Source organism: Streptomyces sp. DH37 (genome assembly GCF_029813835.1).
In the GTDB taxonomy this organism is placed as follows: domain Bacteria; phylum Actinomycetota; class Actinomycetes; order Streptomycetales; family Streptomycetaceae; genus Streptomyces.
The window spans coordinates 20399-43262 of record NZ_JARVKV010000061.1; the positions used below are offsets into that span (position 1 = coordinate 20399).

General features: G+C 74.1%; 19 protein-coding genes. 13 read left to right on the plus strand and 6 right to left on the minus strand.

Annotated elements, in window-relative coordinates:
* Positions 1–2: 2 nt before the first annotated feature.
* The 8 genes from QC029_RS24275 (at position 3) to QC029_RS24310 (ending at position 9698) form a co-directional block, all read left to right on the plus strand.
* Entirely contained in the window at positions 3–2372 is a 2370-nt protein-coding gene (locus tag QC029_RS24275) for an SUKH-4 family immunity protein (RefSeq protein WP_279557904.1), read from the plus strand.
* Between the two features lie 289 nt (positions 2373–2661).
* Positions 2662–3711 carry a cellulose-binding protein gene (locus QC029_RS24280; protein WP_279557905.1) on the plus strand — a complete coding sequence of 350 codons (1050 nt, stop codon included), beginning with the start codon at positions 2662–2664 and terminating at the stop codon, positions 3709–3711.
* A gap of 198 nt (positions 3712–3909) precedes the next feature.
* Positions 3910–5376, plus strand: a complete 1467-nt coding sequence (glmU, locus tag QC029_RS24285) for a bifunctional UDP-N-acetylglucosamine diphosphorylase/glucosamine-1-phosphate N-acetyltransferase GlmU (RefSeq protein WP_279557906.1) — start codon at positions 3910–3912, stop codon at positions 5374–5376.
* Between the two features lie 90 nt (positions 5377–5466).
* Positions 5467–6444 (plus strand): ribose-phosphate diphosphokinase, encoded by a 978-nt coding sequence (locus QC029_RS24290; RefSeq protein ID WP_279557907.1) that lies wholly within the window; start codon positions 5467–5469, stop codon positions 6442–6444.
* Between the two features lie 224 nt (positions 6445–6668).
* Positions 6669–7259 (plus strand): 50S ribosomal protein L25/general stress protein Ctc, encoded by a 591-nt coding sequence (locus QC029_RS24295; RefSeq protein WP_279557920.1) that lies wholly within the window; start codon positions 6669–6671, stop codon positions 7257–7259.
* 101 nt (positions 7260–7360) lie between these two features.
* Positions 7361–7951, plus strand: coding sequence for an aminoacyl-tRNA hydrolase (gene pth, locus QC029_RS24300; protein WP_279557908.1), 591 nt, complete (start codon positions 7361–7363; stop codon positions 7949–7951).
* 67 nt (positions 7952–8018) lie between these two features.
* On the plus strand, positions 8019–8579 hold the full coding sequence (locus tag QC029_RS24305) for a hypothetical protein (RefSeq protein WP_279557909.1): 561 nt from the start codon (positions 8019–8021) through the stop codon (positions 8577–8579).
* 210 nt (positions 8580–8789) lie between these two features.
* Positions 8790–9698, plus strand: coding sequence for an LPXTG cell wall anchor domain-containing protein (locus tag QC029_RS24310; RefSeq protein WP_279557910.1), 909 nt, complete (start codon positions 8790–8792; stop codon positions 9696–9698).
* Positions 9699–9815: 117 nt separating this feature from the next.
* On the opposite strand, the gene ppc is transcribed toward QC029_RS24310, so the two are convergent.
* Positions 9816–12503, minus strand: coding sequence for a phosphoenolpyruvate carboxylase (gene ppc / locus QC029_RS24315; protein ID WP_279557921.1), 2688 nt, complete (start codon positions 12501–12503; stop codon positions 9816–9818).
* A gap of 380 nt (positions 12504–12883) precedes the next feature.
* On the opposite strand from ppc, the gene QC029_RS24320 reads away from it, so the two are divergent.
* On the plus strand, positions 12884–13885 hold the full coding sequence (locus QC029_RS24320; protein WP_279557911.1) for a fatty acid desaturase: 1002 nt from the start codon (positions 12884–12886) through the stop codon (positions 13883–13885).
* A 7-nt stretch (positions 13886–13892) separates the two neighbouring features.
* Entirely contained in the window at positions 13893–14564 is a 672-nt protein-coding gene (locus tag QC029_RS24325) for a TetR/AcrR family transcriptional regulator (RefSeq protein ID WP_279557912.1), read from the plus strand.
* 109 nt (positions 14565–14673) lie between these two features.
* On the opposite strand, the gene QC029_RS24330 is transcribed toward QC029_RS24325, so the two are convergent.
* Positions 14674–15507 carry a trans-aconitate 2-methyltransferase gene (locus QC029_RS24330; protein WP_279557913.1) on the minus strand — a complete coding sequence of 278 codons (834 nt, stop codon included), beginning with the start codon at positions 15505–15507 and terminating at the stop codon, positions 14674–14676.
* A 72-nt stretch (positions 15508–15579) separates the two neighbouring features.
* On the opposite strand from QC029_RS24330, the gene QC029_RS24335 reads away from it, so the two are divergent.
* The gene (locus QC029_RS24335; RefSeq protein ID WP_279557914.1) at positions 15580–16074 is read left to right on the plus strand and encodes a MarR family winged helix-turn-helix transcriptional regulator; all 495 of its coding nucleotides are present in this window, start codon (positions 15580–15582) and stop codon (positions 16072–16074) included.
* A 60-nt stretch (positions 16075–16134) separates the two neighbouring features.
* Here QC029_RS24335 and QC029_RS24340 read toward each other — a convergent pair whose 3' ends face one another.
* The 4 genes from QC029_RS24340 to galT form a co-directional block, all read right to left on the minus strand.
* A complete protein-coding gene (locus QC029_RS24340) occupies positions 16135–16884 on the minus strand; it encodes a response regulator transcription factor (RefSeq protein WP_279557915.1) in 750 nt (249 codons plus the stop codon).
* 340 nt (positions 16885–17224) lie between these two features.
* Positions 17225–18397 carry a galactokinase gene (gene galK, locus QC029_RS24345; protein ID WP_279557922.1) on the minus strand — a complete coding sequence of 391 codons (1173 nt, stop codon included), beginning with the start codon at positions 18395–18397 and terminating at the stop codon, positions 17225–17227.
* Positions 18398–18432: 35 nt separating this feature from the next.
* Complete coding sequence (galE, locus tag QC029_RS24350) at positions 18433–19431, minus strand: UDP-glucose 4-epimerase GalE (RefSeq protein ID WP_279557916.1); 999 nt, start codon at positions 19429–19431, stop codon at positions 18433–18435.
* Positions 19428–20543, minus strand: coding sequence for a galactose-1-phosphate uridylyltransferase (gene galT, locus QC029_RS24355; RefSeq protein WP_279557917.1), 1116 nt, complete (start codon positions 20541–20543; stop codon positions 19428–19430). The genes galE and galT overlap by 4 nt, the downstream gene beginning before the upstream one ends.
* A gap of 117 nt (positions 20544–20660) precedes the next feature.
* Between galT and QC029_RS24360 the strand changes: the two genes are divergently transcribed.
* Positions 20661–22334 (plus strand): sodium:solute symporter family protein, encoded by a 1674-nt coding sequence (locus QC029_RS24360; RefSeq protein WP_279557918.1) that lies wholly within the window; start codon positions 20661–20663, stop codon positions 22332–22334.
* 153 nt (positions 22335–22487) lie between these two features.
* A complete protein-coding gene (locus QC029_RS24365) occupies positions 22488–22805 on the plus strand; it encodes a hypothetical protein (protein WP_279557923.1) in 318 nt (105 codons plus the stop codon).
* The last annotated feature ends 59 nt before the right edge of the window (positions 22806–22864 follow it).

Below are 22864 nucleotides of genomic sequence, written 5' to 3' on the forward strand. Positions count from 1 at the left end.
CGATGGTGACGTTCGCGCAGGCGCAGGAGCGTGCGGAGCGCTGGATCAACGGCGGTGTTCCGGCGTACCAGCACCGTGAGGTGCGGGTGCGGGAGTTCGATCTGGGTTTCGTGGCGTGGGCGGAGGACCGTGCGGACGGTCCGTCGTCGGAAGGCGGCCGGCAGCGGCTGGTGATCGCGCGGGACAGCGGTGAGTCGACGCTGTGGCCGGCGCTGCCGGTGGGCGAGGTGATCCGGCGGTACGAGGAGGAGTACGGCGCGGTGGCCGCGGAGCCGGCGCCCGCGGCTCCGCCGGAGCGGGTGGACCTGGAGGCGACGTCGTTCCTGCTGACGCCGCCGGAGTGGCTGCAGGAGGCGGCGGACCGGTTGGGGATTCCGGACCGCCGCGGCGGGGGCGGTACGGACGGCGGGGGCGGTACGGACGGTTCGGGCCGGTCGCCGGAGGGCGCCGCGCCCGCGTCCGCCACTCCTCCCCCGGCGCCCGCGGCTCCCGCGGCGCCGACGCCTCCGCCGGCCGCCGCTTCCACTTCTGGTTCCGGTTCCGGTTCCGGTTCCACTTCCGGCTCCGGTTCTGGTTCCGGTTCCGCCGCGTCCCCGGGCGGTTCGCCGTGGGACGCGGCGGACACCAGTGGCAGCGGGAGCGGCTCGGCGTCGGTGCCGCCGCCGATGACGGTGTTCGCGCCGCCGATCAGCGGGAGCGACGAGGACGAGGAGCCGGGTCCGCCGCAGGCGAGTCCGGAGGCGAAGACGGCGCTGATGCCGGAGGGCAGTGCGCTGCCGAGGACGACGGTGGCTCCGGCGGTCGACGATCCGCAGGGTCCGCCGCGGGCGCCCGGGTCCCGGCCGCCCGGTCCGCCGCAGGCGCCGCCCGGCGGGGTGCACCACGCGGCGACGATGCTGGCCGATCCGTCGATGGGCGGCCCCGGCGGTCCCGCCGGTCCGGGCGCCCCGCCTCCGCCGCCGGGCGCGCCCGGTGCGCCGGGGGACGCGGCCACGAGCCGCGCGCCGAAGCGCGGCGGTGGCTCGTCCGTACCGCCGCCGCCCGGTGCGCCGGGGGTGCCGGGGGCGCGTCCCGGGGGTGCGGGCGCGGCGTCGCCGGACGGTTCGTCCGGGGGCGCGGCCTACGCGCCGACGCAGCTGGTGTCGGCGGACGACGTGGCGTCCCGGGGCGGTCCCGGCGGTCCGAGGCCGCCCGGCGCGCCCGGTGCGCCGGGATCGGGCGACGGCGGGTCGTCCGGTGGCGGGGTGCACCACGCGGCGACGATGCTGGCCGATCCGTCGATGGGCGGCCCCGGCGGTCCCGCCGGTCCGGGCGCCCCGTTCCCGCCGCCGGGCGCGCCCGGTGTCCCCCCGGGCGCGCCGTCGTACGGCTATCCGCAGCAGCCCGGCGGTGTGCCGATGGTCGGCCCCGGCTACATGGCGGTGCTGCGCTACCGCGCGCCGGACGGTTCCGAGCAGCAGCTGATCCGCCGCTCGGCGCCGGGCACCCCGCACCCGGAGTGGCAGATCCTGCACGAGCTGCGGGCGATGAACGTCCCGCCGCAGCAGGTGCTGGAGCTGCACACGGAGCTGGAGTGCTGCGACGTGCCCGGTGGTTACTGCGCGCGGATGGTGCGGGAGTCCTGGCCGCAGGTGCGGATCAGCCACACCGCGCCGTACGGCCGCGACCTGGCGTCGCGGCAGCAGGGCGTGCGCCATCTGATCGAGCACCAGGGCGAGTTGCACCAGGTGGCCGACGGCCCGGCGCGTCCGGCGCCGGTGCGGGCGCCGCTGCCGCACCCCGTCCAGCCGGCGCCGCCGCTCCCGCCGGACGGGGTGGCGCAGGAGCTGGCGCAGGCGTTCGGTCCGCAGGCGGTGTTCCGCTTCGACCAGCGGGCGGTCTCCCGGCAGGGGGTGCCGGAGGTGGTGGCGCAGACGCTGATGTGGGCGGGCCTGCCGGCGGACTTCGGTCCGTTCTTCTGGGCGCAGGCGCAGCCGGGGCGTCCGGTGCCGACGCTGGCGGAGCTGGCGCAGGAGCGCGGGGTGCGGCCGGCGGCGGACGCGGCCTCGTACCTGGTGATGGGTCACGACTACGGGCGTCAGCTGTGCGTGCAGTACGGCACGGCGCACATCGTGGCGGTGCCGCTGGAGGCGGGTCCGGACGGCGGGCCGGCGGTGCCGCGGTTCGTCAACAGCGGTCTGCCGGAGTTCGTGCGCTGCCTGGCGCTGCTGGGCCGGATGTGGCGGCTGCGGTACGGGCTGACGCCGGAGCAGGCGGGCCGCTGGACGGTGGACTTCCAGGCGATGCTGGCGTGTCTGGATCCGGCGGCGCTCGCCGGTCCGGAGAACTGGTGGTCGGTGCTGCTCGAGCAGATGTGGGACGGGCTGCTGTAGGCGTTCGCGCCCCGGCCGTCCGCGCACCGTGTCCGGTCTCCGCCCGGCGGGGGCCGGACACGGCTGTTCCTCCGGCCCCCGCCGGTCGTGGCCGTCCGGCCGGCCGCCGGTCGTGGCCGCCCGTCGCGTCGCTCGTGCGGGCGCCGCCGGGCGACGGCCCGAGGGGGCGCGCCGGGAAGATCGTGCTTCCGTGGGTGTTCGTACGGTTTGTGTCGGTTGCGGCCCGTGGTGCCCCATGGCGCATGCTGGGTGGGATATCCGCCGGATTGCGTGAAGGTTGGGGTTCGCCATGTCTGCGTCCAAGTCGCCTCACGGCTTCGTCGTCGTACGGGGCCGCGGTTACCGACCCGAGCAGGTCGACCGCTTCACCAGCGGGCTGTACGGGGATCTGGAGGAGGCGCGGGAGCGCCTGGCCCGGCTGGGGGTGCTGGCCGGGGATCTGGAGGAGGAGGCGGACCGGCTGCGGGGGGTGGTCGCCGCGCTGCCTCCGCAGACGTACGAGGCGCTGGGCGAACGGGCCCGGCTGATCCTGTCCGAGGCGGAGGCCGAGGCCGGTGAGCTGCGGGCCCGGGCCGAGGACGAGGCGCGGCGGGTGCTGGCGCGGGCCGAGGAGGAGGGCCGGACGCTGCGGGAGGCCGCGCACGACGGGGCGGCCCGGGTGCGGGCCGAGAGCGACGCGGCGGCGGAGGCGCTGCTCGGCCTGGCGCGGGAGCGCGCCGGGGAGCTGCGGGCGGCGGCGCGCGCGGAGGCGGAGGAACTGCGGGCCGCGGGCGAGCGCGAGCTGCGGGAGATGGCCGAGCGCTGCGAGGCGCTGCTGCTGGCGCAGGAGCGGAAGCAGGCGGAGGACGCCGAGGCGCAGGGCCGTGAGCTGGCCGCGCACGAGGCGGCGGTGACCGAGCGGATCGAGGGGCTGTCCGAGCGGGGCGAGGCGCTGCTGGAGCGGGCGCGGCGGGAGGCCGCCGGGGCCGAGGAGGAGGCGCGGCGGCTCCAGGCGGAGGCCGAGGAGCGGGCCGCGGAGCTGCTGGCGCGGGCGCGGCTGCGGCAGGAGCGCGTCGAGCGCGAGACGGAGCGGATCGTGGGCGCGCACGAGGAGCGCGCGGAGGCGGTGCGCCAGCACATGGCGCATGTGCGCGCGAGCCTGGCGACGCTCACCGGGCGCGGTGTGGGCGGCACGGGGGACGTGACCGGGGACGCGACCGGCGACACGGCCGGGAGCGGCGCGGACGGGGGCGGAACCGGCGGCGCGGACGGCGGCGGGACCGGCGGCGAGGGAGCTGCCGGCGGGGGCGCTCCGGGGGGCGGGGCGACGGTGCCGGGTCAGGGGGCACCGGCGGAATGACCGGGTCTCCCCGGTATCCTGCGGAGGACACCACACCTTCCCGCGCGGTTCCGCCGCGGTCCTCTTCCGTGAACCGGCGGTGTCCGCCGGGGATACGGGGGTCGTCTCCGGGGTGGGCTCCGTGTCCGCGCGGAGTCCGTCCCGTCATCCGTCCACAAGACGTACCGAAGATCCGTCCCGAAGCCGAAGGGCACACCCGTGAGCGCCAACCGCCCGGCAGCCGTCGTCGTCCTCGCAGCGGGTGAGGGCACCCGCATGAAGTCCGCCAGGCCCAAGGTCCTGCACGACATCTGCGGGCGGTCGCTCGTGGGCCATGTGGTGGCGGCCTCCCGCGAGCTGGATCCCGAGGAACTGGTCGTGGTCGTCGGCCACGGCCGCGAGCAGGTCGCCGAGCACCTGGCGGCGCTGGACGCGAAGGCGCGCACGGCGGTGCAGACCGAGCAGCGGGGCACCGGGCACGCGGTGCGCACGGCGCTGGAGGCGCTGGCGGCCGACGGGGTGCGGCCGGCGGGGACGGTCGTGGTCACCTGCGGCGACACCCCGCTGCTGACGGGCGGGACGCTGTCGCGGCTGGCCGCGGCCCACGCCGAGCAGGGCAACGCGGTGACGGTGCTGTCGGCGGAGGTGCCGGACGCGACCGGCTACGGGCGGATCGTGCGGTCCGGGGACGGCGCGGTCACGGCGATCGTGGAGCACAAGGACGCCACCGAGGAGCAGCGGGCGATCCGGGAGATCAACTCGGGTGTCTTCGCGTTCGACGGGCGGCTGCTGGCCGACGCGCTGGGCCGGATCAGCACGGACAACAGCCAGGGCGAGGAGTACCTGACCGACGTGCTGGGGATCCTGCGCGCGGACGGGCACCGGGTGGGCGCGTGCGTGGCGGGCGACCACCGGGAGATCGTCGGCATCAACAACCGGGTGCAGCTGGCCCAGGCGCGCAGGATGCTGAACGAGCGGCTGCTGGAGCGGGCGATGCTGGCCGGCGTGACGGTGGTGGACCCGGCGTCGACGTGGCTGGACGTGACGGTGACGTACGAGCCGGACGCGCTGGTGCACCCGGGCACGCAGCTGCTGGGGTCCACGCACCTGGGCGCGGGCTGCGAGGTGGGCCCGAACGCGCGGCTGACGGACACCTCCGTCGGCGAGGGCGCGGTGGTGGTCAACGCGGTGACCGACTCGGCGGAGATCGGGCCGGGCGCCTCGGTGGGCCCGTACGCGTACCTGCGGCCCGGGACGAGGCTGGGGCCGAAGTCGAAGGCCGGCACGTACGTGGAGATGAAGAACGCCGAGGTCGGCGAGGGCACGAAGGTGCCGCACCTGTCGTACGTGGGCGACGCGACGATCGGCGAGTACACGAACATCGGCGCCGCCAGCGTCTTCGTGAACTACGACGGGGTGAACAAGCACCACACCACGATCGGCTCCCACTGCCGTACGGGGTCGGACAACATGTTTGTGGCTCCTGTCACGGTGGGGGACGGCGCCTACACCGCCGCCGGGTCCGTGATCACCAAGGACGTGCCGCCCGGTTCGCTGGCCGTCGCGCGCGGCCAGCAGCGCAACATCGCCGGTTGGGTGGCCCGCAAGCGCCCCGGGAGCGCCGCCGCGCGGGCGGCGCAGGCCGCCGGCGGGGAGGGCGGCGACGGCCCGGTGGCGGGGGGATGACCTGGCGGAAAAGCGCTGGGCAGGGCGTACCGTGAGAAGCGCACACCGTGGTGCGCCCCGACGAATCGATGCTCGCAAGGAGATTGTGTTGTGACCGGGATCAAGACGACCGGCCAGAAGAAAATGATGTTCTTCTCCGGCCGCGCCCACCCCAGTCTGGCGGAGGAGGTCGCGGGGCATCTCGGTGTCAGCGTGGTCCCGACGAAGGCGTTCGACTTCGCCAACGGCGAGATCTACGTGCGCTTCCAGGAGTCCGCCCGTGGCGCCGACTGCTTCCTGATGCAGAGCCACACCGCCCCGATCAACAAGTGGATCATGGAGCAGCTGATCATGGTGGACGCGCTCAAGCGGGCCTCGGCCCGCAGCGTCACCGTGATCGTCCCGTTCTACGGCTACGCGCGGCAGGACAAGAAGCACCGCGGCCGTGAGCCGATCTCGGCGCGGCTGGTCGCCGACCTGCTGGCCACCGCCGGCGCGGACCGGATCCTGACGGTGGATCTGCACACCGACCAGATCCAGGGCTTCTTCGACGGCCCCGTGGACCACCTGTTCGCGCTGCCGGTGCTGACGGACTACGTGGGCGGCAAGGTGGACCGCTCCAAGCTGACGGTGGTCTCGCCGGACGCGGGCCGGGTGCGGGTCGCCGACCGCTGGTGCGACCGGCTGGGCGCGCCGCTGGCGATCGTGCACAAGCGCCGCGACCCGGACGTGGCGAACCAGGTCACCGTCCACGAGGTCGTCGGCGACGTGCGGGGCCGGGTGTGCGTGCTGGTGGACGACATGGTCGACACCGGCGGCACGATCTGCGCGGCGGCGGACGCGCTGTTCGCCAACGGCGCCGAGGACGTCATCGTGGCGGCCACCCACGGCGTGCTGTCCGGCCCGGCGGCGGACCGGCTGAAGAACTCGCAGGTGAGCGAGTTCATCTTCACCAACACCCTGCCGACGCCGAGCGAGGTGGAGGTCGACAAGATCACGGTGCTGTCGATGGCGCCGACGATCGCCCGCGCGGTGCGCGAGGTGTTCGAGGACGGCTCGGTGACGAGCCTCTTCGACGAGCAGGCGTAACGGTTCGGCCGGGGCGCCGCGCCGGGCGGAGGCCCGGGGCGGCGCCCCGGCCGTGTCCGGTCCGGTGTTGCGGGGGCGGTAGACTCGTGGAGTTGCTCGGCGAGGGAGCCGTGCCCGCGGTGGCACGGTGATCCGTTATCGGCGCGCTCTTCGCAGCAGGTCAGTCGTGGCCGAGTAGCTCTGGCAACCGCCACAGAACCGACATGAGAGACGAGGAGTGCGTCATGGCCGACGTCAAGATTTCCGCCGAGGTCCGCAAGGAGTTCGGCAAGGGTGCGTCCCGCCGTCTGCGCCGCGAGGACAAGATCCCGGGTGTCGTCTACGGGCACGGCGGCGAGCCGGTCCACGTGGCCCTTCCCGGCTACGACCTGATGATGGCCCTGAAGACCTCGAACGTGCTGATCACGCTCGACATCGAGGGCCGCCAGGAGCTGGTGATCCCCAAGGCCGTGCAGCGCGAGGCCATCCGCGGCTTCCTGGTCCACATCGACCTGCTGGTGGTCAAGCGGGGCGAGCAGGTCACCGTCGAGATCCCGGTCCACACCGAGGGCGAGCTGGCCCCGGGCCAGTACCTGCTGGAGCACGTGCTGAACACGCTGCCGGTCGAGGCCGAGGCCACCCACATCCCGGAGTCCGTGACCGTCTCCATCGAGGGCCTGGCCGCGGGCGACTCCGTCCTGGCCAAGGACATCCCGCTGCCCAAGGGCTCCTCGCTGGCCGTCGAGGAGGACACCGTCGTCCTCAACGTGCTGGCCGCCCAGGCCTCCGAGGCCGCCGAGGGCGAGGGCGCCGAGGGCGAGTCCGCCGCGGAGTGACCCGCGGCCCGCTCCTCCCGGCCGCCGCCCCGCCCCGTGGGCGCGGGGCGGCGGCCGGCGTGGTGCTTCCCCCCGTAGGTCCGCTGTAGGAGAGGACGACGATGAGCGACGCCGACGCCCCCTGGCTGGTGGTGGGCCTGGGCAACCCCGGCCCGGAGTACGCGGCGAACCGGCACAACGTGGGGTTCATGGTCGCCGACCTGCTCGCCGGGCGGATCGGGGGGAAGTTCAGGACCCACCGGGCGCGGGCGCAGGTCCTGGAGGGCCGGCTGGGCGCTCCGGGCGCCGGGAGCCGCCGGGTGGTGCTGGCCAAGCCGATGTCGTACATGAACCTCTCCGGCGGTCCCGTCACCGCGCTGCGCGACTTCTACAAGGTGCCGCTGGAGCAGCTGGTCGTGGTCCACGACGAACTGGACATCGACTACGGGACGCTGCGGCTGAAGAAGGGCGGCGGCGACAACGGCCACAACGGGCTGAAGTCCCTCACCAAGTCGCTCGGGCCCGGCTACCACCGGGTGCGCTTCGGCATCGGCCGCCCGCCGGGCCGGATGCCGGTGGCCGACTTCGTGCTGAAGGACTTCTCCTCCACCGAGCGCAAGGAACTGGACTACCTCGTGGACCGGGCCGCGGACGCCGTGGAGTGCCTGCTGGTGGACGGCCTGGAACGGGCGCAGGGCACCTACAACTCCTGAGGCGGGCCCCGCGGACGGGGGCGCACGGAGGTTGACCCTCCGCCCCCCGTGTTCCAGGATCGCCGCCATGTCTCCTGGGTTCCCCGGCCCCCCGGTCAGGCGCGGTCCGGTGCGCCGGGCCGGCGAGAGCGCGTACGGCCTGCTGCTGCTGGCGAGGGCCGCGCTGATGGGCGTGGTCGCGACGGTGCTGCTGATGGCCGGCGTGTGGACCTCCCTCGACGGCACGCGGCAGGCGGTGGCCGGCCGCGGCGCGGTGCGCGGCACGGTGACCGTCGAGGAGTGCGACGGGTGGACGTGCACGGGGCCGTTCGCGCCGGAGGGCGGCGGCGCGGGTGCGCGCGCCCGGGTCGCCGTCGACGCGCCGGTCTCGCACGAGGCCGGGGAACGGATCCCGGCCGCCCTGTGGCCGGCCTCCGGGGGCACGGGCGGCGGCGAGGGCGGCACGGGCGGCGGGGAGACGGTGGTGCGCACCGGCACCGCCGGGGTGCTGTACGCGTGGCTGCCGCTGGCGGGCTCCCTGGTGCTGGCCTCGCCGGTGATCGCCGGGGGCCTGCGGATGCGGCGCACGGCGTGGGCGGCCGGGCTGCTGGGGGTCGCGCTGACGGGTGCGGTGTTCGCGCTGCTGTGAGCTGCGCTTTTCCGGCCCCCTCCGATCCAATCATGTGGATCTTGAGATTAACCTGATTGTTATACGACGCCTTCTGGGACAAGAGTGGCGTACGGCAACAGATGTGACGCATCGCGCTTGACCGGACCCGTCGGGCGGGACAGGCTACGGCCACCCCCCTCTCATCCCCCACATGTCCTTGATGTCCCCCGCCACCGAAGGTGGTAGTTCATGCGCATCCTCACTCCGACGCGCGCGGCAGCGGTGGCCGCAGCGGCCTGCATGATGCTGGCCCCGGCCGCCCCCGCTTTCGCGACGGACACCTACTCCCCCGAACTGCGTCAGCCACTGCCCCGTACCGCCACCGAGGGCGACGGCGCGGCGCCGCAGGAGGACGACTGCCCCACCGTCCCGGACGACAAGGACGGCTGGCACTTCGTCCTGCCCGGCAACAAGTCCGTGTTCGTGAAGCTCACGGTCACCTTCGAGCCCGGCGGCACCCAGACGATCACCGACTTCGGCCCGCCGTCCGACAAGCACGCGTACGTGGCGTCGGAGCCCGGGGCGAAGCTCGTCGACATCGAGGCCGAGGTCAAGGGCGGAAGCCTCGAGAAGTTCAACCTGTCCCACACCTGCCCCGCCTCGGAGACCACCGGCGGCACCTCGGAGGGCACCACCGGCGGTTCGACCGGCGAGACCACCGGGGACACCACCGAGGGCACCACGGGCGACACCACCGAGGGCTCGACCGGCGAGACCACCGGGGACACCACCGAGGGCACCACCGGTGACACCACCGAGGGCTCCACCGGCGAGACCACCGAGGGCACCACCGGCGGCTCCGAGGAGACCACCGGCGGCAGCACGGGCGAGACCACCGGTGAGACCACCGAGGGCTCGACCGGCGAGACCACCGGTGACACCACCGAGGGCACCACCGGCGGCTCCGGGGAGACCACCGGCGGCAGCACGGGCGAGACCGCCGGCGACGGCGAGAACCCGGGCGAGTCGCCCAACGGCGGCAACCTGGCCGAGACCGGCTCCGAGGCCCCCGTCGCCGCGCTCGCGGCGGCCGCCGCGGCGCTGCTGGGTGCGGGCTCGTACCTGGCGATGCGCCGCCGCAAGGCCGTCCAGGGCTGACCCGCCGGGGCCCGCGGCCGTACCGCCGCGGGCCTGCGGGGACCGAGCGAAGGGCCCCTCTCCCGGGTGGGAGAGGGGCCCTTCGCCCGTTCGTCCGCGTCCGGCGCGGCGCGCGCGTCAGCCGGTGTTGCGCAGGCCCGCCGCGACGCCGTTGACCGTCAGCAGCAGGGCCCGGCTCAGCAGCGGGTCGGGCTCCTCGCCGCGTTGGGCGGCCTCGCGCTGCCGGGCCAGGAGCGTGACCTGGAGGTAGGAGATCGGGTCCAGGTAGGCGTCGCGGATGGCGAAGGTCTGCTTGAGCACCGGGTTGGAGTCCAGCAGCTCCCGCTCGCCGGTGATCCGCAGCACCTCGCGCACCGTCAGCTCGTGCTCGGCCTCGATGGTGGCGAAGATGTGCCGCAGCTCGGCGGGCACCAGCGTCTCCACGTAGTGCCGGGCGATCCGCAGGTCGGTCTTGGCCAGCGTCATCCCGACGTTGGACAGGAAGTTGCGGAAGAAGTGCCAGCGCTCGTACGCCTCGTCCAGCACGCCGTCGAGCCCCGCCTCGCGCGCCGCCTTCAGGCCGGTGCCCACGCCGAACCAGCCGGGCACGATCTGCCGCGACTGCGTCCAGCCGAAGACCCACGGGATGGCCCGCAGCCCCTCCAGGCCCGCGCCGGAGTCCGGGCGGCGCGAGGGGCGGGAGCCCAGGTGGAGGTCGGCGAGCTGGTCCACGGGGGTGGAGGCGAAGAAGTACGCGGGCAGGTCCGGGTCGTCCACCAGGGCGCGGTAGGCGTCGTGGGCGGCGTCGGAGACGGTGTCCATCGCCGCGTCCCAGCGGGCCAGCGCCTCGTCGGACTGGCGGGGCGCGGTGTGCAGCGCGGACGCCTGGAGGGTGGCGGCGACGGTCTGCTCCAGGTTCTCCCTGGCCAGCGACGGGAGGAGGTACTTGTCGGAGATGACCTCGCCCTGCTCGGTGACCTTGATCTCGCCCTCCAGGGTGCCCCAGGGCTGGGCGAGGATCGCGTCGTGGGTGGGGCCGCCGCCGCGGCCCACGGTGCCGCCGCGGCCGTGGAACAGGCGCAGCCGCACCCCGTGCCGGTGGGCGACGTCGCGCAGCCGCCGCTGGGCCCGGTGGATCTCCCACTGGGAGGTGGTGATGCCGCCGAACTTCGAGGAGTCGGAGTAGCCGAGCATGACCTCCTGGACGTCGCCGCGCAGGGCGACCAGCCGCCGGTAGGAGGGGTCCGACAGCATCGAGTCGAGCAGCTCGTCGGCGATCTTCAGCTCGTCGGTGGTCTCCAGCAGCGGCACGATGCCGATGCGCGCCCAGCCGGCGTGCAGGTCGATCAGGCCCGCCTCGCGGGCCAGCACGGCGACGGCGAACACGTCGTCGGCGCCCTGGCACATGGAGATGATGTACGACTCGATGACCTCGGGCCCGAAGGTGTCCAGCGCCCTGCGGACCGTCTCGAAGACGCCGAGGGTCTTGGCCCCGGCGGCGTCCAGCGGCGCCGGCTGCGGGGCGAGCGGCCGGCGGGAGCGCAGCTCCTTGGCGAGCAGCCGCTGCCGGTAGTCGCGCGGCATGTCGGCGTAGCGCCAGGACTCCTCGCCGAGCCGGTCGAAGAGCTGCCCGAGCGCGTGGTGGTGGGCGTCGGCGTGCTCGCGCACGTCCATGGTGGCGAGCTGGAGGCCGAAGGCGGCCAGGGTGCGCACGACGCGCTCCAGGTGGCCGTCGGCGACCAGCGAGCCGCGGTGCTCGCGCAGGGAGTTCTGGACGAGGGCCAGGTCCTCCAGCAGCTCGCCGGTGCCCAGGTAGTCGCGGCCGGGCACGTGCGGGTCGCCCTCGGCCAGGCGCTCGCGGGTGTTGATCAGCTTCTGCCGGATGCAGGTGACCTTGAGCCGGTAGGGCTCCTCGGCGTTGAGCCGCTTGTAGCGGGGGCTGATCTCGGGGAGGAGTTCGAGGTCGCGCTGGAGGGAGTCCAGCAGCTCCGGTGTGGCGCCGCTGATGCGCAGGGAGTTGGACAGGGCGGCGCGCAGCCCGTCGATGTGCTCCAGGGCGTCCTTGATGCCGTGCTCGTGCTGGAGCAGCAGCACCTCCCAGGTGACGGCGGGGGTGACGTTGGGGTTGCCGTCGCGGTCGCCGCCGATCCAGGTGCCGAAGGTGAGCGGGCGGGTCGCGGGCGGGAGCGGGGCCCCGGCGCGCTCCAGCTCGGCGGCGAGGTCCTCCAGGACGTCGCCGACGGCGTCGCGGTGCAGCTCGTCGAGGTAGTAGACGGCGTTGCGCGCCTCGTCGGCCGGCTCGGGGCGCGCCACGCGCAGCTCGTCGGTCTGCCAGATCAGGTCGATGTTCTCGGCGAGCCGCAGGTCGGTTCGGCGGCGCTCGTTGGGGTCGGTGTTCTCCAGCAGCTCGGCGACCTTGCGGAGCTTGGTGAGCACCGACCGCCGGGCGGCCTCGGTGGGGTGGGCGGTGAAGACGGGCCGCACTCCCAGGTTCCCGGCGGTCTCCCTGAGGTGGGCGGGGTCGGCGTCCTTGAGCATGTCCGCGGTGCGGGCGAGGTTGCCGCCCTCGGCGGCCCGGCGGGCGCGCAGTTCGCGGCCCCGGTGGACCTGCTCGGTGACGTTGGCGAGGTGGAAGTAGATCGAGAAGGCCCGGACGAGCTTGGTCGCCGTGGCGAGATCGGTCCGGCTGAGCAGGGCCGCGGCGGCCTCGCCGTCGGTCCTGGTCAGGGCGCGTACGCGTTCGACGAGTTCCAGCAGCTCGGCGCCCTCCTGGCGTACCAGGGTCTCGCCGAGCAGGTCACCCAGCCGGCGGATGTCGGCCCGCAGGGCCGCGCTGGTCTCGGCGCTGGTCTCGGGGGTGGTTTCAGGACTGGTTTCGGGGCTGCTGGATTCCTTGCGGGCGTCCGGGGTACCCGGAAGGCCCGGCGCGGGGACCTCTCCGCCGGAGGCAGGGTTCGTACCACCGGAGTTCGGGGAGGTGTCGGCACTGCTCACAGGTGCGGCTCCTTGCGGCGATGCTTCTGGCAGGTCACGGACCGCGTTGTCCGACGACCACCAGGATAGGCCGCCCCGGGGGTGCGTGGATCATCCCGTCCACCATGCGGCCCCCTTGCCGGTTCACTCAGGAATGCCATACTTACGATGCCGTAGGTTACGGCACCGTAAGTAAGCGATCCCCGTCCCCCAGCTTCAAACGAGAGTCATCTATGACCATTGGTCCGGACGTGCTCCGCACGAACTCCGAAGCCCCGGCCGCGTCCGTCGCGGCCCCCGAGAGCCCGCTCCCCTCGGCCACGCTCAGCGGCGAGCAGCGCCGCTCCGTCGAGCAGATCACCCTGCTGCTCTTCATCGCCGTCCCCTTCGTCGCCCTGGTGGCCGCGGTTCCGCTCGCCTGGGGCTGGGGGGTGAGCTGGCTGGATCTCGGCCTGCTGGTCGGCATGTACTTCCTGGGCTGCCACGGCATCACCATCGGCTTCCACCGCTACTTCACCCACGGCGCCTTCAAGGCGAGGAAGCCCCTGCGCGTCGCGCTGGCGATCGCCGGGTCGATGGCGGTGGAGGGCCCGCTGGTGCGCTGGGTCGCCGACCACCGCAAGCACCACAAGTTCTCCGACGCCGAGGGCGACCCCCACTCCCCCTGGCGCTACGGCGAGACCGTCCCCGCCCTGCTCAAGGGCCTGTGGTGGGCCCACGTCGGCTGGATGTTCGACGAGGAGCGGACCCCGCAGCACAAGTACGCCCCGGACCTGGTCAGGGACCCGGTGATCCGCCGCATCTCCCGCCAGTTCGTGCTGTGGACGGCCGTGTCGCTGATGATCCCGCCGGTGGTCGGCGGGCTGGTCACGATGAGCTGGCAGGGCGCGCTGACCGCCTTCTTCTGGGGCTCGCTGGTGCGGGTGGCGCTGCTGCACCACGTCACCTGGTCGATCAACTCCATCTGCCACGCCGTCGGCAAGCGCCCGTTCAAGTCGCGCGACCGCTCGGGCAACGTGTGGTGGCTGGCGGTGCTCTCCTGCGGCGAGTCCTGGCACAACCTGCACCACGCCGACCCGACCTGCGCCCGGCACGGGGTGCTGAAGGGGCAGATCGACTCCAGCGCGCGGCTGATCCGCTGGTTCGAGAAGGCCGGCTGGGCGTACGACGTGCGCTGGCCGTCGCAGAAGCGGATCAACGCCCGCCGCCAGCAGGAGGCCGCCGAAGCGGCATGATGGAGGAGTGGCGACCGACGACAGCAGTACCAAGGGCAGGCCCGCGGGCCCCAACCGGCGGCGGACCCGCCGCCGGATGACGGGGAAGGAGCGCCGCGAGCAGCTGCTGGACATCGGTCGCGCGCTCTTCGCCGAACGAGGTTTCGAGGGCACGTCGGTGGAGGAGATCGCGGCCAAGGCCGGGGTCTCCAAACCGGTGGTATACGAGCACTTCGGCGGCAAGGAGGGGCTGTACGCGGTCGTGGTCGACCGGGAGATGCGCCGGCTGCTGGACATGGTGACGGGCGCGCTGACCGGCGGCCACCCGCGCGAACTGCTGGAGCAGGCGGCGTTCGCGCTGCTGGACTACATCGAGCAGTACACCGACGGCTTCCGCATCCTGGTGCGCGACTCGCCCGTCGCCCAGTCGACGGGCACCTTCGCGTCGCTGATCAGCGACATCGCCACCCAGGTGGAGGACATCCTGGGCCTGGAGTTCGAGGCGCGCGGCTTCGACCCGAAGCTGGCGCCGCTGTACGCCCAGGCCCTGGTGGGCATGGTGGCCCTGACGGGCCAGTGGTGGCTGAACGTCCGCAAGCCCGACAAGCCCGAGGTGGCCGCCCACCTGGTCAACCTGGCCTGGCACGGCCTGGACGGGCTGGAGCAGAAGCCCCGGCTGATAGGCCACCGCCGCAGCTAGTCCGACCGCGGCGAAGGCGCGCGGGGCGGCGAGCCGGACGTGGCCGAACGCTCCGGTCGCGGTGTCTCCTCCCGCGGTTCCGGGCGGGTTCCCGGGTGCGCCCGCGCCGTCAGGCGTTCCCGCGGACGACCGCGAAGATCCGGCGGAACGGGAAGAGGGTGCCGTGCGGGCCCGGCGGGTAGGCCTCGCGCAGCAGGTCGCGGTACTCGGCGAGGAAGGCGTCGCGCGCCGCCGGGTCGCCGTCGAGGGCGGTGAGCACCGGGCGCAGGGCGGTGCCCTTGGTCCACTCCAGCACCGGGTCCTCGCCGGTGAGGACGTGCACGTACGTCGTCTCCCACACGTCCGCCTCGCAGCCCGGCCCGGCCAGCGCCTCGGCGTACTCGGCCGGTTCCAGGACGGGCGCGCGCCCGGCGCCGGGGCCGAGGCGGTCGCGCCAGCGCGGGGAGGCGCGCAACCCGTCGAGCAGGGTGTGGCTGGGGGCGGTGAAGTTGCCGGGGACCTGGAAGGCGAGGACGCCGCCGGGGCGCAGGGCGCCGAGCCAGGCGGGGAAGCGCGCGGCGTGACCCGGAACCCAGTGCAGGGCGGCGTTGGAGACGATCAGGTCGTGCGGGAGGCCGGGGCGCCAGGCCGCCAGGTCGGCGCGGACGAAGTCCACGCTCCCGCCCGAGGCGGTGGGCCCGGCGTACGCGCGGGCCTCGGCGAGCATGGCCTCGGACAGGTCGTAGCCGGTGATCCGCGCCGCGGGCCAGCGTTCGGCGAGCAGCGCGGTCGGGCCGCCGGGGCCGCAGCCCAGGTCGGCGACGCGCGGCCGGGGCGAGGGGAGGTCGGGGACACGGGCGAGCAGGTCGTACAGCGGGCGGAGGCGGGGGCCGGCGTGGCGGCGGTACTGCTCGGGGTCCCACACCGGACCGGCGCCGCTCCGGGGGAGGTCGGCGGAGTCCATGGGAGGAGCCTCCACCGCCCCTTATCTTGATGTCAAGAGACTTCACATCGACAGAACTACTACACTGGCCGCATGCAGGACGAGGTCGACCGACTGGTGGCAGCATGGCGCCGCGAGCGCCCCGATCTCGATGTGGAACCCCTGGAGGTGCTCAGCCGGGTCAGCAGGCTCGCCCGCCATCTCGACCGGGCCCGCCGCATCGCCTTCGCCGAGCACGGGCTGGAGCCCTGGGAGTTCGACGTGCTGACCGCGCTGCGCCGGGCGGGCGCCCCCTACCAGCTCTCCCCCGGCCAGCTCCTCACCCAGACCCTGGTCACCTCCGGGACCATGACCAACCGCATCGACCGGCTGGCGAAGAAGGGGCTGGTGGAGCGGCTGCCCGACCCCAGCGACCGGCGCGGCGTCCTGGTCCGGCTGACGGAGGCCGGACGCGACCGGGCCGACCGGGCCCTGGCCGGACTGCTGGAGCACGAGCGGGCCATCCTCTCCGAGCTCTCGCCGCTCCAGCGCGACGAACTGGCCGGGCTGCTGCGGCAGCTCACCGCGCCCTTCGACAACCTCCCCTGACGGCCCGGCGGACGCGCGCACCCGGCGCCTTCGCGTGTCATGCCCCTGCCATGGCGGGCGTCACGTCGTCACGTGCTCCAGGTCCGCCGGTCCGACGCCCGCCCGGCGGGCCAGCGCCACCGCGGCCAGGGTGGAGTGCACCCCGAGCTTGCCCAGCACGTTCTGCATGTGGGTGCGGACGGTGTGCGGGGACAGGTACAGCCGCTCGGCCACCGCCTTGCGGCCCAGCCCGGCGACCATGCAGCGCAGCACCTCGCGCTCGCGCGGGGTCAGCGACTCCACCAGCCGCTCGCTCTCGGTGCGGTGCCTGCGGGTCGCGGTCAGCTCGCGCAGCACCCCGGTCAGCAGCGCGGGCGGCAGGTGCGTCTCCCCGCGCAGCACGCCCCGGACCACCTGGAGCAGCCGGGAGAGCGAGCAGTCCTTGGCGACCCAGCCCGACGCCCCCGCCTGGAGGGCGGCCGCCGCGCGGCGCGCGTCGTCGCGCTCGGCGAGCACGACGGTGCGGACGGCGGGGTGGGCGGTGTGGACCCGCGAGACCAGGGCGATCCCGTCGTCCGCGGCCGGGGCGTCGGCGGACGGATCCGGCGGCGGCGCCTCGCCCGCATCCGGCGGCGCGCCGCCCAGGTCGGCGTCGATCAGCAGGACGTCGAAGCGGCGGCCGTCGGCCGCCCCCCGCTCCAGGGCGCGCAGCGCCGCGGGGCTGCTGCCCGCCGCGGCCACCTCCACGTCCTGCTCCACCGCGAGTGCCGCGGCGAGCGACTCGGCGAATATGCGGTGGTCGTCCACCACGAGAACCCGGATACGTTGCACGCACACCCCCTGCCGCCGAAAAGACCCGCCCGCGCCGGGCACGGCGCCCGGTACGGGAACCGGTGGACCGCACGGCCGCCGCCGTGCCCTGCTCGTACCCCGCCCCCGGGCGTCGCATCCGGCGTGTGCCGCCCCCTGACGGGCACCGGCCCCCGCCGGCGCTGCCCATCAGCGTACGGCGGGGGTCCGGCGGGGGAGGCGGATTGGTGAAAACTGACCGTCCACGCCCCCTCGGCCGACCGAACGGGCACGGTCCGCGGCCTCCTGTGCGATGCGGGGCGACCGTTCGGGACGTGATCCGATCACCGCGCCGGACGTGCCGCCCCGCAGGCCGCCGTCCTCACCCGTCCAGCCTGCGCGCCCCCCGGGAGGGCACCGCCTCGAACAGCCGCGGGGCCCGGTGGCCCGCCGCGTCGAACGCGTCGGCGACCGCCGCGCCGACCTCCTCCGCCCCGGCCGCCTCCACCAGGACCACCGCCGAGCCGCCGAAGCCGCCGCCGGTCATCCGGGCGCCCAGCGCGCCCGCCGCGTTCGCCGTCTCCACCACCAGGTCCAGCTCGGGGCAGGAGACGGCGAAGTCGTCGCGCAGCGAGGCGTGACCGGCGGTCAGGACCGGGCCGATGGAGCGGGGATCGCCGGCGTCGAGGAGGGCGATGACCTCCTCGACCCGCCGGTCCTCGGTGACCACGTGGCGCACCAGGGGCCGCAGCGCCGGATCGGCCAGCCGGGCCAGCGCCGCGTCCAGCTCCCCGTACGGCACGTCGCGCAGGGCCGCGACCCCCAGGGCCGCCGCGGCCTCCTCGCAGCCCGCCCGGCGCCGGGCGTACTCGCCGTCGCCCAGCGCGTGCTTGACCCGGGTGTCCACCACCAGCAGCCGCAGGCCCGCCGCCGCCAGGTCGAACGGGACCTGGCGGGTGGCCAGGTCGCGGGTGTCCAGGTGGAGCGCGTGCCCGGCCGTGCAGCAGGCCGACGCCATCTGGTCCATGATCCCGCAGGGGACGCCGACGAAGTCGTTCTCGGCCCGCTGGCAGAGCCGGGCGATCCGCTCGGGGGGCAGGTCCAGGCCGTACAGGTCGTTCAGCGCCGCCGCCGTGGCCACCTCCAGGGCGGCCGAGGAGGACAGGCCCGCGCCGGCGGGCACGTCGCTGCGGACGTACAGGTCGGCGCCCCCGTCCCGGCCGGACAGCAGGCCGGCCTCGCGCAGCGCCCACACCACGCCGGCCGGGTACGCGGCCCAGCCGTCGGGCCCGCCGGGGGCGAGCTTCTCGACGGACAGGCGCACCGTGCCGCCGGACGCCTCGGCCGAGTGGAGGCCGAGCACGCCGTCGTCGCGGCGGACCGCCGCCACCCGGGTGGTGTGCGGCAGGGCGAACGGCATGACGAAGCCGTCGTTGTAGTCGGTGTGCTCGCCGATGAGGTTGACGCGGCCCGGCGCGGCCCAGATCCCGGCGGGCTCGCCGCCGTGGACCGCGCGGAAGCCGTCGGCCGCCTCCGCCGTCTGCGCCGCGTCCAGCGCCTCGGCCTCCGCCTCCGGGTCCACGGTCCCGTTCACGCCGCGCCTCCCGGGGTGTTCTCCAGCGCCCTGCCCCGGGCGAAGGCCCAGGCGTCGGCGACGATGTCCCTCAGGTCCGCGCGGGAGGGCCGCCAGCCCAGCCGCTCCCTGGCCCGGTCCGCCGAGGCGACCAGGAACGCCGGGTCGCCGCCGCGGCGCGGCGCCACCGTCTCGGGGATGGGGTGGCCGGTGACCTCGCGGACCGTGCGGATCACCTCGCGGACGGAGAAGCCGTTGCCGTTGCCGAGGTTGCACACCAGGTGCTCGCCCGGCTCGGCGGCGTCCAGGGCCAGCAGGTGAGCCTCGGCGAGGTCGGCGACGTGGATGTAGTCGCGGACGCAGGTGCCGTCGGGGGTGGGGTAGTCGTCGCCGTAGACCGAGATCGACTCCCGCTGCCCGAGCGCGACCTGGAGCACCAGCGGGATGAGGTGCGACTCGGGGTCGTGCCGCTCGCCGAGGGCGCCGTGCGCGCTGCGGTACGCGCCCGCCACGTTGAAGTAGCGCAGCGAGACGGCGGCCAGGCCGTGGGCCGCGCACTCCCCGGCGATCATGTGGTCCACGGCGAGCTTGGAGGCGCCGTAGGGGTTGGTCGGCACGGTGACGGAGCCCTCGGTGATGGGGACCTCCTCGGGCTCGCCGTAGGTGGCGGCGGTGGAGGAGAACACCAGGGTGCGCACCCCGGCCGAGCGCATCGCGTCCAGCAGCGCCATCGTGCCGCCGACGTTGTTGCGCCAGTACTTCTCGGGGTGGACGACGGACTCGCCGACCTGGGAGCTGGCCGCGAAGTGCAGCACCGCGTCGTAGGAGCCGTCGATCCAGTCCGCGGCGTCCTGGATCCGTCCCCGGACGAAGTCCGCACCCGCCGGCACGCCCTCGCGGAAGCCGGTGGACAGGTCGTCCACCACGGTCACCCGGTGCCCCGCCTCCAGCAGGTGCGCCGCGACGACGCTCCCGACGTAACCGGCCCCGCCGGTCACCAGATACGTGCCGCTCACTCGCTCGCCACCTCTCGCAGTCGTTCGGCCGCGGTCTCGGGCGGCACGTCGTTGATGAAGACCCCCATGCCGGATTCCGAGCCCGCCAGGTACTTCAGCTTCCCGGACGTGCGGCGGATCGTGAAGAGTTCCAGGTGGAGGGCGAAGTCCGCCCGCCCGGACCACTCCCGTTCACCCTCCGGGCCCAGCGGCGCCTGGTGCCAGCCGGAGATGTACGGCGTCGGCGGCTCGCCGGGGCCGAAGATCCGGTCGAAGCGCCGCAGCAGCTCCAGGTAGACCCCGGGGAGCTCGGCGCGGGCGTCCTCGTCCAGCGCCGTCAGGTCCGGCACCCGCCGCCGGGGGTAGAGGTGCACCTCGTACGGCCAGCGCGCGGCGTGCGGCACGAAGGCGGTCCAGTGCCCGGCGTCCAGCACCACGCGCCGCCCGTCGGCGCGCTCGGCGGCGACGACGTCGTCGAAGAGGTTGCCGCCGGTGCGCTCCCGGTGGGCGGCGGCCGAGCGCAGCGTCCGCGCGGTGCGCGGGGTGACGAAGGGGTAGGCGTAGATCTGGCCGTGGGGGTGGCCGAGGGTGACGCCGATCTCCCGGCCCCGGTTCTCGAAGCAGAACACCTGGCGGACGCCGGGCAGCGCCGACAGTTCGGCGGTGCGGTCGGTCCAGGCGTCCACGACCAGGGCCGCCCGCTCCTCGGTGAGGTCGGCGAAGGACGCCTCGTGGTCGGAGGTGAAGCACACCACCTCGCAGCGCCCGGCGCCCGGGGCGCGCGGGAGGAGACCGCCGTCGTCCTCCGCCTCCGCCGGCCCCGGGGGGCCCGCCAGGGACGGGAAGCGGTTCTCGAAGACGGCCACCTCGTAGTCCTCGGCCGGAACCTCCGTCAGACGGCCGTTCCGGGACGGGCAGAGCGGGCACTCGTCGGCCGGCGGGTGGTACGTACGGGCCTGGCGGTGCGCGGTGACGGCGACCCACTCGTCGAGCAACGGGTCGTGGCGGATCTCCGACGCCGTGGCCACGGCGTCCAGGGGGCGCCGGTCCACGGCATCGCGTCCCGCGGCATCGCGAACGTCGTAGTACACGAGTTCGCGACCGTCGGCGAGGCGGGTCGAGGTCTTTTTCACGTGGGGTCTCCCTATACTACGACCCAAACATAATCGAACATAAAAAACCATGAGTGAACATTGACGTCAAGGGACCACCCCACAACGGCCCCGTCACGCCATGGAGGCGACCTGCTCATGCCGTCGTACCAGTTGGCCCAGGATCTCCGGCTCCCCACGAACGCCCTCGACTACACGATCCTGGCCATCTACTTCATCGTCGTCCTGGGCGTCGGGTTCGCCGCCCGGCGCAGCATCAAGACCAGCCTGGACTTCTTCCTCTCCGGCCGCTCGCTGCCCGCCTGGGTCACCGGCCTCGCCTTCATCGCGGCCAACCTCGGCGCCCTGGAGATCCTGGGCATGGCGGCCAACGGCGCGCAGTACGGCGTCTACACCGTGCACTGGTACTGGGTGGGCGCCATCCCGGCCATGGTCTTCCTGGGCCTGGTGATGATGCCCTTCTACTACGGGTCCCGGGTGCGCTCGGTCCCCGAGTTCCTGCTGCACCGCTTCGGGCCCTCGTCCCACCTGCTCAGCGGCATCCTCTTCTCGGCCGCCTCGGTGCTGATCGCGGGCGTCAACCTCTATGCGCTGGCGATCGTGCTGGAGGCGCTGCTGGGCTGGCCGCAGTGGGTGTCCATCGTGGTCTCGGGCCTGTTCGTCCTGCTCTACATCACCCTGGGCGGCCTGTCCTCGGCCATCTACAACGAGGTCGTGCAGTTCTTCGTCATCCTGGCCGGGCTGATCCCGCTGACCGTCCTCGCCCTGGTCCGCGTGGGCGGCTGGAGCGGGCTGCGCGACTCGCTCACCGCCTCGCAGGGCGGCAACTTCGTCTCCGCCTGGGGCGGGACCGGCATCGGCTCGGACAACCCGCTGGGAGCCAACTGGCTCACCATCGTGCTCGGCCTCGGCTTCGCCCTGAGCTTCGGCTACTGGACGACGAACTTCGCCGAGGTCCAGCGCGCCCTCTCCGCCAAGAACCTCTCCGCCGCCCAGCGCACCCCGCTGATCGCCGCCTTCCCCAAGATCTTCATCCCGGCGATCGTCGTCATCCCCGGTCTGGTCGCGCTGGTGGTGGCGCCGGACATCGGGCCGGGCAGCGGTCTGGAGTACAACGAGGCGGTCCCCCTGCTGATGCGGGACCTGCTGCCCAACGGCGTGCTGGGCATCGCGGTGACCGGTCTGCTCGCCGCCTTCATGGCCGGCATGGCCGCCAACGTCTCCGCCTTCAACACCGTCTTCACCCACGACATCTGGAGGGCCTACCTGGTCAGGGGCCGCCCCGACGCGTACTACGTGACCACCGCCCGCGTGGTCACGGCCGTCGGCGTGCTGCTGGGCATGGGGACGGCGTTCATCGCGGCGACGTTCAGCAACATCATGAACTACCTCCAGACGCTGTTCTCCTTCTTCAACGTGCCGCTGTTCACCGTCTTCATCATCGGCATGTTCTGGAAGCGGATGACGGCCGCCGCCGGCTTCTGGGGGCTGCTGGCGGGCACGCTCTCGGCGATGGTCAACTACTTCTGGTTCTACCGGGGCGGGCTGGTCGACATCCCCTCCGACCAGGGCGCCAACTTCGTCTCGGCCATCGTCGCCTTCGTCGTCGGCGCGATCGTCGTGGTCGTCCTCACCCCGTTCACCAAACCCAAGCCCGTCGAGCGGCTGGCCGGCCTGGTGTACGGCACCCGGGCCCCGGGCGTGGCCGAGCCCCCGGCCGCGGGCGACGAGGCCTGGTACCGCCGGCCCGCGCTGCTGGGCTGGGGCGCCATCGTCCTCGCCGCCCTCTGCTACATCCCGTTCTCCTTCTGAGCGCCCCGCGCACCGCACACCGGCACCGCACACCGAAGGATGTGATCCACCGTGACGAACGGCACCAACGGCACCGACGGTCCGCACGGCGCCCACGAGTACCGGGGCCCGGGGGACTCCCGCGGCCCGGACGGAACCGGCGGAACCGGCGGCCTGGGCGAGGACTGGCGGGAGGAGGAGCTGGAGCTGGAGGCGACCTCGGCCAGCGCCGCCCGGCTGTTCGACATCCGCCGCGTCATCGGCCTCCTGTTCGTGATCTACGGCGTCCTGGTCACCGTCGCCGGGTTCTTCGTCTCCGACGCGGACCTGGCCAAGGCCCAGGACATCAACATCAACCTCTGGACCGGACTGGCGATGCTCGCCCTGGGACTGCTGTTCCTGCTCTGGCTGCGGCTGAGCCCGACGGTCCCGCCGCCCCCGCGCCGGGCGCAGGAGGACGGCCCGGGGGCCGCGCCGCCCGCCGGGGGGTGAGCCGCGGGGACACCGCGCGGGACGCGGGTGCGGGGCCGGGCCGGGGGATCAGCCCGGCC

What these genes read in the sequence shown, in the direction of transcription:
- QC029_RS24335 (WP_279557914.1), top strand. Translation starts at nt 15,580, where the DNA reads ATGCAGGACGAGGTCGACCGACTGGTGGCAGCATGGCGCCGCGAGCGC.
- QC029_RS24295 (WP_279557920.1), top strand. Translation starts at nt 6,669, where the DNA reads ATGGCCGACGTCAAGATTTCCGCCGAGGTCCGCAAGGAGTTCGGCAAG.
- QC029_RS24360 (WP_279557918.1), top strand. Translation starts at nt 20,661, where the DNA reads ATGCCGTCGTACCAGTTGGCCCAGGATCTCCGGCTCCCCACGAACGCC.
- QC029_RS24305 (WP_279557909.1), top strand. Translation starts at nt 8,019, where the DNA reads ATGTCTCCTGGGTTCCCCGGCCCCCCGGTCAGGCGCGGTCCGGTGCGC.
- QC029_RS24310 (WP_279557910.1), top strand. Translation starts at nt 8,790, where the DNA reads ATGCGCATCCTCACTCCGACGCGCGCGGCAGCGGTGGCCGCAGCGGCC.
- QC029_RS24275 (WP_279557904.1), top strand. Translation starts at nt 3, where the DNA reads ATGGTGACGTTCGCGCAGGCGCAGGAGCGTGCGGAGCGCTGGATCAAC.
- QC029_RS24280 (WP_279557905.1), top strand. Translation starts at nt 2,662, where the DNA reads ATGTCTGCGTCCAAGTCGCCTCACGGCTTCGTCGTCGTACGGGGCCGC.
- pth (WP_279557908.1), top strand. Translation starts at nt 7,361, where the DNA reads ATGAGCGACGCCGACGCCCCCTGGCTGGTGGTGGGCCTGGGCAACCCC.
- QC029_RS24330 (WP_279557913.1), bottom strand. Translation starts at nt 15,507, where the DNA reads ATGGACTCCGCCGACCTCCCCCGGAGCGGCGCCGGTCCGGTGTGGGAC.
- QC029_RS24320 (WP_279557911.1), top strand. Translation starts at nt 12,884, where the DNA reads ATGACCATTGGTCCGGACGTGCTCCGCACGAACTCCGAAGCCCCGGCC.